Annotated in this window: 11 protein-coding genes and 1 pseudogene; 5 read left to right on the top strand and 7 right to left on the bottom strand. The window is 35.1% G+C overall.

Going from position 1 to position 12,375, the window contains the following annotated elements; genetic code table 11:
- Positions 1 to 266 precede the first annotated feature (266 nt).
- Both ilvN and ilvI read right to left on the bottom strand, forming a co-directional pair.
- The gene (gene ilvN / locus Q0K76_RS01050; protein ID WP_294609909.1) at positions 267 to 761 is read right to left on the bottom strand and encodes an acetolactate synthase small subunit; all 495 of its coding nucleotides are present in this window, start codon (positions 759 to 761) and stop codon (positions 267 to 269) included.
- Positions 761 to 2,479 carry an acetolactate synthase 3 large subunit gene (ilvI, locus tag Q0K76_RS01045; protein WP_294609906.1) on the bottom strand — a complete coding sequence of 573 codons (1,719 nt, stop codon included), beginning with the start codon at positions 2,477 to 2,479 and terminating at the stop codon, positions 761 to 763. The genes ilvN and ilvI overlap by 1 nt, the downstream gene beginning before the upstream one ends.
- Positions 2,480 to 2,755: 276 nt before the next feature.
- On the opposite strand from ilvI, the gene ygfZ reads away from it, so the two are divergent.
- A complete protein-coding gene (gene ygfZ / locus Q0K76_RS01040) occupies positions 2,756 to 3,631 on the top strand; it encodes a tRNA-modifying protein YgfZ (RefSeq protein ID WP_294609903.1) in 876 nt (291 codons plus the stop codon).
- Between the two features lie 179 nt (positions 3,632 to 3,810).
- On the opposite strand, the gene Q0K76_RS01035 is transcribed toward ygfZ, so the two are convergent.
- The 5 genes from Q0K76_RS01035 to ppdD form a co-directional block, all read right to left on the bottom strand.
- A complete protein-coding gene (locus tag Q0K76_RS01035; RefSeq protein WP_294609898.1) occupies positions 3,811 to 4,965 on the bottom strand; it encodes a M20 aminoacylase family protein in 1,155 nt (384 codons plus the stop codon).
- Positions 4,966 to 5,167: 202 nt separating this feature from the next.
- A complete protein-coding gene (locus Q0K76_RS01030) occupies positions 5,168 to 5,914 on the bottom strand; it encodes an A24 family peptidase (RefSeq protein WP_294609895.1) in 747 nt (248 codons plus the stop codon).
- On the bottom strand, positions 5,914 to 7,089 hold the full coding sequence (hofC, locus tag Q0K76_RS01025; protein WP_294609892.1) for a protein transport protein HofC: 1,176 nt from the start codon (positions 7,087 to 7,089) through the stop codon (positions 5,914 to 5,916). The genes Q0K76_RS01030 and hofC overlap by 1 nt, the downstream gene beginning before the upstream one ends.
- Positions 7,086 to 8,195, bottom strand: a complete 1,110-nt coding sequence (locus tag Q0K76_RS01020; protein WP_294609889.1) for an ATPase, T2SS/T4P/T4SS family — start codon at positions 8,193 to 8,195, stop codon at positions 7,086 to 7,088. The genes hofC and Q0K76_RS01020 overlap by 4 nt, the downstream gene beginning before the upstream one ends.
- 32 nt (positions 8,196 to 8,227) lie before the next feature.
- Complete coding sequence (ppdD, locus tag Q0K76_RS01015) at positions 8,228 to 8,659, bottom strand: prepilin peptidase-dependent pilin (protein WP_294609886.1); 432 nt, start codon at positions 8,657 to 8,659, stop codon at positions 8,228 to 8,230.
- A 205-nt stretch (positions 8,660 to 8,864) separates the two neighbouring features.
- Here ppdD and ampD point away from each other — a divergent pair.
- The 4 genes and pseudogenes from ampD to Q0K76_RS01000 form a co-directional block, all read left to right on the top strand.
- A pseudogene (ampD, locus tag Q0K76_RS12975) lies at positions 8,865 to 9,410 on the top strand (1,6-anhydro-N-acetylmuramyl-L-alanine amidase AmpD); the annotation flags it as partial.
- On the top strand, positions 9,393 to 9,728 hold the full coding sequence (locus Q0K76_RS12970; RefSeq protein ID WP_363322360.1) for a YqcC family protein: 336 nt from the start codon (positions 9,393 to 9,395) through the stop codon (positions 9,726 to 9,728). The pseudogene ampD and the gene Q0K76_RS12970, both read left to right, overlap by 18 nt.
- 890 nt (positions 9,729 to 10,618) lie before the next feature.
- On the top strand, positions 10,619 to 11,479 hold the full coding sequence (locus Q0K76_RS01005; RefSeq protein WP_363322359.1) for a metal ABC transporter substrate-binding protein: 861 nt from the start codon (positions 10,619 to 10,621) through the stop codon (positions 11,477 to 11,479).
- Complete coding sequence (locus Q0K76_RS01000) at positions 11,479 to 12,369, top strand: manganese/iron ABC transporter ATP-binding protein (RefSeq protein ID WP_294609878.1); 891 nt, start codon at positions 11,479 to 11,481, stop codon at positions 12,367 to 12,369. The genes Q0K76_RS01005 and Q0K76_RS01000 overlap by 1 nt, the downstream gene beginning before the upstream one ends.
- Positions 12,370 to 12,375: the final 6 nt, after the last annotated feature.

The raw sequence follows: 12,375 nt of genomic DNA, 5'->3' as shown, positions 1-12,375 counted from the left end.
TTAAAAATAAGGGTGACAATAAACAAAGGATTTTAATACAGTTAGTTAATAATATGAATGAATCATCCGATTTAGCAATGATTCTTTATAAAAAACACATTAAATGCCTTTTTGATTGATAATATTATTACATCATTTTTGCCATGTAATACTCATAATAAACGCATTGAAGATTGCAACATTATAGCAGTAAAAATAACCATTTATTAACAAGGCACTTGATGCGCCTTGCTATAATCAAAGTTATAATCAAATCTTAGCAATAACTATTTCACTGTTTTTTCGCTACGCGATAGACCAATAATACCTGAACGAACTATTTCAACAATATTACAAGTTTCTCGTATAGATGATAAAAATGAATCAAGTTTTTCGCTGGTTCCTGATAACTGTATAATATATTGTGATGCGGTAACATCGACAATTGAACCTCTAAAAATATCTGCACATCGTTTAACTTCATCACGGGCATCAGAACTTTTAGCTGCAACTTTGACTAACATAATTTCGCGCTCTACATGCGGACCTTCGGTTAAATCATGAACCCGATAAACATTCACTAATTTATGCAACTGTTTTTGGATTTGCTCAAGTACATGCTCATCGCCAGTTGTCTGAATAGTCATACGGTGCATGGTTGGATCTTCTGTTTGTGCAGTGGTTATGGTTTCAATATTAAAACCACGCTGTGAAAATAAGCCAATAATTCGAGATAAAGCACCCGGTTCATTTTCGGTTAAAATTGATAATATATAACGCATTAGGTTCTCTCCGTTTTACTTAGCCACATTTCACTCATTGATCCGCCACGAACTTGCATTGGATAAACATGTTCTGTTGCATCAGTCATCACATCCACAAAAACCAGACGATCTTTAATTGATAATGCTTGTTTAAGTTTAGTTTCAAGTTCTTCTCGCTTAGCGATAACCATACCAACATGACCATAAGCTTCAGCTATTTTGGCAAAATCTGGTAATGATTCCATATAAGAACACGAATGCCTACCTGCATAAATCATATCTTGCCATTGCTTAACCATACCTAAAAACCGATTATTAAGATTGAGAATTAATACTGGTAAGCCATATTGTAATGCGGTTGACAATTCTTGAATATTCATTTGAATACTGCCATCTCCGGTGACGCAAACTACACGCTTGTTAGGAAAGGCTAGCTTAACACCTAATGCAGCAGGGAAGCCAAATCCCATGGTACCTAATCCACCCGAAGTTATAAAGTGACGAGGTTTATCAAAAGGGTAATAAAGTGCCGTAAACATTTGATGTTGACCAACATCAGTTGTTACAAACGCCTCTCCTTTGGTCAATTTGTATAGTACTTCTATCGCTTCTTGAGGTTTTATACTTTCACCTTCATGACTATAAGCGAGGCATTGACGGGCACGCCAATGTTCAATTTGCTTCCACCAATCGACCAAGGCATCCAAATCACGATCCACAGTGACTTCACCAAATTGAGATAACATGGTTTGTACCACCACTTTCGCATCACCAACAACTGGAATCGCTGCGGAAATGGTTTTTGAAATAGAGGTAGGATCGATATCAACATGGATGATTTTCGCTTTAGGACAATATTTTTCAACATTATTTGTTGTCCTATCATCAAAACGCGCGCCAATAGCCAAAATCACATCGGCATTATGCATTGACATATTTGCTTCATAGACACCATGCATCCCTATCATACCTAAATAGTGTTTATTAGTACCAGGGAAAGCACTAATCCCCATTAAGGTAGAAACAACCGGTAAATTTAGTTTTTCGGTTAATTGTTTAATTTCATCACTTGCCTGAGCAGCTATTACGCCACCACCGATAAAAAGTACCGGTTTTTTAGCCGCTAATAACGTAGTTAAAGCTTTTTTAATTTGACCTTTATGACCTTGAATAGTTGGATTATAAGAACGCATCGAAACTGATTTTGGATAGTGATAATTATATTTATTGGCGGGATTAACAATGTCTTTCGGTAAATCAATAACTACCGGTCCAGGCCTGCCAGTCGAGGCAATATAAAAGGCTTTTTTAATGATTTCTGGTATATCTTTACTCTCTTTAATCAAAAAACTATGTTTAACAATTGGACGAGAGATCCCAACCATATCACATTCCTGAAAAGCGTCATTCCCAATTAAATTACTGGCAACTTGTCCAGATAGGACAATCAGAGGTACAGAATCCATATAAGCAGTTGCAATGCCAGTAATGGTATTTGTGGCACCGGGGCCAGAAGTGACTAATACCACTCCAACATTTCCTGTTGCCCTAGCATAACCATCTGCCATGTGTACTGCGGCTTGTTCGTGGCGGACTAAAATATGTTCAATACCACCAAGGGTATGAATGGCATCATAAATATCTAGCACGCTCCCACCTGGGTAACCAAATATCTGTTTTACTCCTTGGTCAATCAAAGATTGAATAACCATCTCCGCACCTGACAGTTTTGCCATGGTTGTAGCCTCCAATGTTACGTTTAGATAATATAGAAATTTATTTTCGTTTAACTTATTAGACAAACTCAACAAAGTCAATAATGCCAGTGATAAATTACTTAATCACATCAAAAAAAATATCTTTCTTAAATTTCAATAAAATATTGTTTTTTTGGATAAAAATATTATTTATTGATTTTATTGTTATTTTTACTAATTTTATATACACTCAAAAGCATTTAATGTAACTTATCAATTGAACTAGAATACAATCATTTCGAAACAGGAGTTATGATGAGCCACATCTCTTTTAAACCGATTTCTCTTGCTGATTGGCAGTTAGTAAAAGTATCAGGTGAGGATAACCATAAATACTTGCAAGGACAAGTCACCGTTAACATGAACAATCTTTCTGAACATTCTGCGCTAATTGCTGCTCATTGTGATGCGAAAGGTAAGATGTGGACTAATTTATTATTATTTCAACGTGAGCAAGATATTTACTATATTGTCCGTAAAAGTGTTGTTGAGAAACAAATCGCAGCATTAAAAAAATATGCTATTTTTTCTAAAGTCACCATTGAAGCGATTACAGATCTCAATATTTTTGGATTAGTTGGTGATAGCATTCCAAGTGAAATTCTTGCTCAATTAGCTGATAAAAATTGTTTTACAAGCAATTATAATACTTATATCAAATTACCCTTACCTGAAGTACGTATTATCGTTATTACCCCTCAACCATTAAGTGATAATTTATTACCATGTAGTAACTGGTTACAGTTAGATTTAGAAGCGGGCTATGCCATTATCGATGCTGAAAATATGGAAAGCTTGTTACCACAAGCCTGTAATTTACAGCATTTTGATGCTATCAGCTTTGATAAAGGCTGTTATTGTGGACAAGAAATGGTTGCTCGGGCGCAATTTCGTGGAGCAAATAAACGTGGACTTTATCTACTAGCGGGTAAAAGTGAAGTACTACCTATTATTGGTGATAATCTTGAGTATCAAATTGATGGCAACTGGCGTGAAAGTGGTCAAGTGTTAGCGGCATTGAAACTCAACGATAATAATATTTATGTACAAGTTGTACTCAATAATGACATTGACATAAAGTCACAATTTAGAATAAAAGGTCAAACTCAAAGTCAATTAACTTTTTATTAAAAGCTAATGTTGATTATTATTCCGTTACAATTAGTAGTTAGCAAAATATAATTTTGCTAATTAATAATCGTAACCAAAATAATTCGAAGCTAAACTTATATTAATTAACCTATTAACAAATTAATGGTTTAGCTTGCACCCAGCAAAGAAGTCTTTTGGGATAGTTTATGCTTTTGAACTTAGTGCCCTAGTTCTTGATTAACTATGGCAACAAAATATTCAACACCTGTAGTTAATACTTCATCATTAAAATTATATTTAGGATTATGTAAATTAGCCCCTTCACCCGCACCTAACCAAACGTAAACACCAGGAATTTTTTGCAACATAAAGGCAAAATCTTCCGCCCCCATTGATGGTAATGGATCGATAATTAATTGTTGTTGCCCTACTACAGTTTGGGCGGCTTTAATTGCTATATCTGCTTGCTCGGCATAGTTTATTGTTGCCGGATAACGACGTTGATAGTCAATTTCTGCTTTGGCTGCAAATGTTGAGGCAATACCTGTTGCGATCTGTTTAATTCGTGTTTCAGCCATATCTTGAACTTGCGCATTAAATGTTCTTACTGTGCCACGAATAACCGCTTGTTGCGGTAACACATTCCAAGTATCACCACTATGAATTTGAGTTACACTAACCACCAATGAACTCAGCGGATCGGCATTACGGCTAACAATACTTTGTAAACCATTAACAATTTGTGTAGCTGTTAAAATAGTATCTTTACCTAAATGAGGAGCAGCAGCGTGTGCACCAACGCCAGTGATTTTAATATCAAATACATCATACGAAGCCATGATAGGACCATGGGTGATATAAAAATGGTTAAGTTTCATATTTGGTTGATTATGAATGCCATATACAGCTTCAATCGGGAATCGATCAAACAATCCATTTTCCACCATGACACGCGCACCACCTTCGTTTTCTTCTGCTGGCTGAAAAATAACCACCACGGTTCCAGCAAAATCACGATGTTTAGCTAGATATTTGGCAGTGCCTAATAACATCGCCGTATGACCGTCATGACCGCAGGCATGCATTTTGCCATCAACCGTTGAACGATAATCCATTTTATTTTCTTCTAAAATATCTAAAGCATCGATATCTGCTCGTAATGCTATCCACCGCCCCTCTTTATTACCCTTAATAATACCAACAACGCCTGTTGGAGCAAACTCAGTGTACAATTCGGTGATACCAAATGATTGCAGTTTTTCAATAATAAATTGGGTAGTGTTTTTTTCTTCAAAAGCTGTTTCTGGGTGAGCATGAATATGATGACGCCAAGCTATCATTTCTTCTTTAAGGGCGGCAATAGTCGTTTTCATTATTAATTCCTTGGTTTATTACTTAATTTTAAATTACTAACAATATCAGTACTAACTATAGCGCTATTTTTGCTTGGATAAAAATAACTATTTTTACAATTATTAGTTGATTTAGTTATATAACACATTTATAGAATGCTTCCGGCTATTGGTTAGCCAGGTGCTATTGTAGATCGGCACATAATATGCCAGCTAAGATCTGTTAAACCAAATAATCAATTAAAAATCCAGAAATTAATAAGCAAGGACCAAAAGGAATCACTGTTAACCATTTTTGTTTTAACGCATACTTTAAACACAGATAATAAAAAATGCCAATTGATGAAGCTAATACCAATACAAATGGTAACCATTCATAAGGAAGCCAAGCCCCGATTGCGGCGAATAATTTTACATCACCTTGACCTAAACCATGCTTTTGAGTAATAAAGTAAAATACTGTTGCTGGGATTTTTAGTAAAAGGTAACTGAACAAAATACTGGTTAATGCTGACTTAATGGTAATGTCGGACAATTCAAAATAGGCACATATCAATCCTAACCACATTAATGGTTGTGTTAAAAAATCAGGAAGTAAATAGTAATTAAAATCAATTAAAGCTAAAAGTACAAAGTAACTTGCCAGTGTCATCAAAATCAAACTATGATTGTTGATACCTTTAGTCATCACAATTAGCATAAATAATAGACCCATTAGTAATTCCAGCACAATATACCGAGAAGCAATCTGTTGTTGGCAAACATAACATCTTCTTTTTAAAATCAACCAAGAGATAACCGGTATTAATTGCCAGGCCGTTAGCTTAGTTTGACATTGTGGACAAGCAGAACGCTTAATTGTGATCGCAAACAAATACTGCAAAGGTGTTTGTGAAGGAGAAAAACGGCAATAGGCAACATGAATAAAACTACCAACACAAAAACCCAAGCAACCAATCACCATAAGCATTAATGAATCACCTCACCAAGTTGCAAGATAGGTAGGTACATAGCCACAATTAACCCACCAATAATTAAAGCTAATATCAGCATTAATATTGGCTCAAATGCCTGAGATAAATTATCGGTTAATACTTGGTTTTGATCTTGATAATAATTAGCTAGTCTATTTAGCATAAGATCTAATGTGCCGGATTCTTCACCTACCCGGATCAATTGATGACATAAAGTCGGGAATAACGTTTGTTGATTTAAAACATGGCTAAAGCTATGACCTTGTTCAATTTTGGTCATCATTTGATTAATATAAGTACGATAATGACTATTGTAAGCTGTATTAGCCGCAGCAGTTAGCCCTGCAAGTAAGGGGATTCCGGCTTGTTGCGTAATAGCTAAGGTTTGAAAAATTTGAGTTAAGCAATTGGTTTGAATAATTTTGCCAAAAAGGGGGAGTTTTATCATCCAAGCATCAATTTTGCTTTGATAACGTAATTTTAAATAACGTTGATAAATTTGCAAACCCAAAAAACAAATGATTGATAGTACTAACCAATTTTTTTGTAAATAATCGGAAAAATCGATAAGACATTGGGTATAAAAAGGCAAATTTGCATCGAAATTTTGGTATATATCAGAAAATCGTGGTAAGACAAATAACAACATTATCAACATAACGATAATGGAAACCGATAACAAAAATATCGGATAGCGTAGTGCTTTTTTGATCCGTTTATGCAGTTGAATTGATTTTTCAAGTTGTGTTGCTAATTGTTCAAAACTAACATCAAGTTGACCTGTTAGTTCGCCAGTAGCAATGATCTCACAATAAAGCATTGGAAAAAAAGTTTTATATTGCAATAACACTTGCGATAATGACTCACCAGTACTGATTTGACGTTCAATGTCAGCTAGCAGATATTGCCAGTGAGGTTTAGGATGTTCATTAGCTAGTAACTGTAAACTATCAACAATCGATAACCCAGCTTTTAGCATGGTAGCTAATTGCCGAGTGACAATTAACAATTCTGAATGATTAAAACTATGAGCACTTATACGCTTGCCAACCTTGATTCTGACAGCAATATGACCTTGTAATAATAACTGCCTTTTAACATCTTTTAATGAATTGGCTATCAGTTTATGTTGTTTAAAGTTAGCGTCATACCAAACATAGATTCGCCTCATAGTAAATCACCCAAAACACGTTGTAATTCTGCTAGCGACGTCATGCCTTGTTTGACTAAATGTAATCCGGCACTTTTTAATGAAATCATCTCAGTAGGAGTAATAGTTTGATGGTTGGCTATTTGCTGTTGAATGGTAGGGGTAATAACTAAAAATTCGTACAAACCGACTCTACCTTGATAACCACCAATACAGTGATCGCAACCCTTAGCAATAAAATGCGGTATCATCTCATTTTCAAATTGAATCAGTTCACTTGCTACAACTTTACAATGAGGGCATAGTTTACGAACCAGACGCTGAGCTATAACTAATTTTAAACTCGAAGCTAACAAGTAATTTTCAATGCCCATCTGATTTAATCGAGTGATTGCTTCAATACTTGAATTAGTATGTAATGTAGATAAGACTAAATGTCCAGTTTGTGCTGCCTGAATAGCAATCTCGGCGGTTTCTTTATCTCGAATCTCGCCGATCATCATTACATCTGGATCTTGTCTTAATAAAGCACGCAAAATGACTGCAAAGGTTAACCCAGCTTTTAGATTAACAGGTGTTTGATTGATACCTTCTAAGGGGATTTCAATGGGATCTTCTACACTACAAATATTACGATCAGTTTGATTGAGTATTTTTAATCCACTGTATAAAGTAATGGTTTTACCACTACCGGTTGGCCCAGTGACTAAAATCAAACCTTGTGGATTATGTAGGATTTGTTGAAAAATAGTCAAATGTTGTTCGCTTAATCCTAAATCTGTAATAGCACGTTGATTTTGATGATTATCCATAACTCTCAAGACAATTTTTTCACCATTAAGTACGGGTAAGGTTGCAATCCGCATCGCATACTGATCAATGACTAATTGACCATCTTGGGGCAATCGTTGTTCTGCAATATTTAACTTCGCCATAATTTTTAGCCGGGCAGCAATTTGTTTGGCTAGAACAAGCGATGGTGAAAGCATATCTTGTAAAACACCATCAATTCGCATACGAATTCGATAACTATGTTGGTAAGGTTCAAAATGAATGTCTGAAGCACGTTTTACTAATGCATCAAGTAATAACTTATCAATACTATCAACCAATTGATCTTCTTGCATAAATTGATCTCACTTTATTCAATATCATTTAATTAAAATTTGAAAATATCTTCACAAGCACTTGTCAAGCTGGCATCCACGGGTGATGTTACACAGGTACGGCTCCAATCTAAATTACCATAAGTAGCATTGAATGCTGGGGTTAAAGTGGTGGTTAATCCGCCTAACGCATTACGGCCAACTAAAGTGATTACACCACTGTTTACCGTAACCGAAGTGACATAGTTAGTCGATTTGGACGTGGGTACACCATTACTACCATTATTGCAATGAGTAAGTGCACCTTGTTCAATAGCACAAATTTCGATAGCGGTTTTATAAGAAGTCATGGTTTGTAACATATCAGTCATAGCTGCTTTTTTAACATATCCTTGATAGGCGGGTAAGCCAATAGCGGTTAAAATTGCAATTACAATAATGGCTATCATAAGTTCAAATAAGGTAAATCCTGATTGATTAGTCATATATTTTCTCGATAAATAGATAAGGTGGTGTAATACAGATGACTTTATAGCAATAGCAAAAAATGAAATAATATTAGCGCTAACAATTGGAAGATGAGTTATAAAAATCTATTAGTAATTCACTTTCGTTTGTCGATAATTGTGAGATATATTACAAATATAAACAGATCGAATTAACAAATTGCACAAAATAATTGGAGTCAAGATGTCGTTTAACATCGTTAATGGTTGGTTACAAAATGTAAAACAGGTGATTTCACCTTTTTATAATGAGCGTCCACAAGGCCAATCAATTAGGTTATTAGTGATTCATAACATTAGTTTACCGCCCAATCAATATGGTGGTCCTTATGTTGAACAACTCTTTACCGGAAAACTCGATCCTAAGGCTCATCCCTATTTTGCTTCTATTTATCAACTACAAGTATCCAGTCATCTTTTTATTCGCCGTGATGGGGAAATAATTCAATTTGTACCTTTTGATAAACGAGCTTGGCATGCCGGAAAATCTCAATTTAATGGGCAGGAAAATTGTAATGATTTTTCTATTGGTATAGAGTTAGAAGGTTGCGATACCGATGCTTTCACTGAGCAACAATATCAACAATTAGCTACGATAACGGTAATGTTGCAACAACATTATCCTATTAATGATATTACTGGGCATAGTGATATTGCCCCAAATCGTAAGACCGATCCAGGTCCTTATTTTAATTGGCAATATTATCGTAAATTGATCTCACAAAAAAAACAAATTGAATTAATTGCTAATCAACTAAATCAAATTGAAGATGAAATGCATAAAATCAAGTTATGGCAAATGACTCCCCCTAAAGCCGATGCCTTTTTAAGTCAAGAACCCTTTGCCATTGATACCATGGAGGGACATGAGTGGTTACAATGGATTTTTATTCCGCGTATGCGTGCATTAATTGATGCGAAAGCTGATTTACCTCAAGGGTTTGCTTTGCATCCTTATTTTGAAGAAGTACTCAAAGAACAAGATGAGGTAAGCCAATTATTATTTTTAATTAAACAGTTAGATGACCTGTCCTTACCTGCTTACTAAATCATGTTATTTATATTTAAAATACTATCAATGATGTTCGATGTTGATAACAATAAATTGTAGTGATTCTATCTAGCAAACTTTAACCGTTTAGATTAGATAGCAAGTTAAGCAAAAAATGATGTTAAAAAGTTTCAGGTCAAGCATACGTTTAAGTATAAAATGTATCCTACATTCAAATTATTATTCTGTTTCAAATAAAATGGTTCAATTTTGACAACAGTTTTACTGTGCTTACTTTTCTTGTACAGCAAGGCTGATGTCAATTTAGCCTAGAATTAATTAACAACAACTTATTTGCGGCAAGTTAATCATGTCCGGGTTTAACTTATTCAATACCATGATAAATAACAATTTCTTATTTTGATGGTAAATCATATTACGTGAGATTTAGTTCACAGCTTGAATTGGGTTGTATAAGTTGTTCTATCTCCCTTTGGGATTAAATTATCTAACTTTAACCGATTGATAATATTAATTTATAAATATTTATGTGTTAAAGATGTGTTTTTTACTTTTCTTTTTTTATTTAATTTTCCATACTATCTATTAGTTAAATAGATCGAATTGACTGCTATTTTGAGTCATTTGCATCTACAATATCAACCATAATCATGTTATGCACTGTTAATTGCAAAAAATAAAAAAGAAATTGACATTCATTTATCAAATGATAATAATTCTCATTACCATTTAATTGAATTATATTTATAGCTTTTTAAAATATCAATACGTTAGTGTAGTTAAATGATGACTAAAAATTAATTTATTCACATTTATTTTTTTAAAGATCTATTTTTTAAATATATTTTAAACAACAGGAGTGTTCAATGAGGTTCAATTTCTTGAAAAATTGTAAGAAGTTATTATTGACAATTTTGACTTGTTTGATGATGATTACAGGATTATCAGATTCAGCATTAGCCGCCAACAAAAAATTTAAAGTCGTTACCACATTTACTATTATTCAAGATATTGCTAAAAATGTTGCTGGTGATGCCGCAATCGTTGAATCAATCACCAAAGTGGGCGCGGAAATTCATGAATATGAACCTACTCCTCAAGACATAGTAAGAGCACAATCGGCTGATTTAGTGTTATGGAATGGTTTAAACTTAGAACGCTGGTTTGAACGTTTTTTCGAAGACATTAAAGATGTCCCTGCGATAGTCGTTACCAAAGGCATTGATCCCATGCCGATTCAAGAAGGTAGTTATAAAGGTAACCCTAATCCACATGCGTGGATGTCCCCGACCTTAGCTATAACCTATATTGACAATATTCGCGCGGCTTTAGTTAAGTATGATCCAGATAATGCCAGTGTTTATAATCAAAACGCTGCTAACTATGCCGCCAAAATTAAAGCGTTAGATGCACCATTACGCGAACGTTTAGCCAAAATCCCTGCAGAGCAGCGTTGGTTAGTGACCAGTGAAGGGGCATTTAGCTATTTAACTCGCGATTATAATCTAAAAGAAGCCTATTTATGGCCTATTAATGCCGAACAACAAGGCACACCAAAACAAGTCAAGCATGTCATTGATGTAGTCAGAGCTAATAATATACCCGTTGTATTTAGTGAAAGTACTATTTCCAATAAACCCGCTATCCAAGTCAGCCAAGAAACTAATGCTAAATATGGTGGCGTATTATATGTAGATTCACTGTCAACCCAAGATGGACCTGTACCAACCTATATTGATTTATTAAAAGTTACTGTAGAAACCATAGCCAAAGGGTTTGAAAAATAATGACGAATATTTGCTTAAATGTTGATAACATTACTGTTACTTATAACAATGGGCACACCGCCATTCATGATGCCAGTTTTATCTTAAATGGCGGCACCATTTGTGCGTTGGTTGGCGTTAATGGTAGTGGTAAATCGACACTATTTAAAAGCATCATGGGGATGGTGCGGCCAACCATGGGGCATGTTAGTTTAAATAACACCCCAGTCAAACAAGCATTGAAGCAAAATATTATTGCCTATGTGCCACAAACGGAAGAAGTTGATTGGGACTTTCCGGTTCTAGTGTCCGATGTGGTGATGATGGGACGTTATGGACATATGTCTTTTTTGCGGATCCCCAGCCAAGAAGATAAAAAGCAAGTTGATATTGCACTTGAACGCGTCAATATGACTGAATTTAAACATCGGCAAATTGGCGAACTTTCGGGTGGGCAAAAAAAGCGGGTGTTTTTAGCGCGTGCTCTTGCCCAGCAAGGTAAGGTGCTGTTATTAGATGAACCTTTTACTGGGGTGGATGTCAAAACAGAAAATGCAATTATCGATCTGTTAAAGGCTCTGCGTAGCGAAGGGCATTTAGTTTTAGTTTCTACACATAATCTTGGTAGTGTGCCCGAATTTTGCGATCAAGTGGTGTTAATTAATCAAACGGTGCTGGCATTTGGGCCAACGAAAACAACTTTTACGCCCGAAAATTTAATGACTACTTTTGGTGGTGCGTTGCGGTATCTAAGTTTGTCTGGTGACAAATTGCACGAGGATCCCGATCCTCGCATGGTCTCAGTATTAACCGATGATGAACGTGCAGCCATCTTTTATGGTGAAGGTAAACATGATTCACCACATCAAGATTTGCTTGTTGAACATTCCGATAATAAACCACAAGGATAACGCTAA

It is taken from the genome of uncultured Gilliamella sp. (genome assembly GCA_945271295.1).
GTDB lineage: Bacteria > Pseudomonadota > Gammaproteobacteria > Enterobacterales > Orbaceae > Gilliamella.
This window is presented reverse-complemented; position numbering and strand designations above follow the sequence as displayed.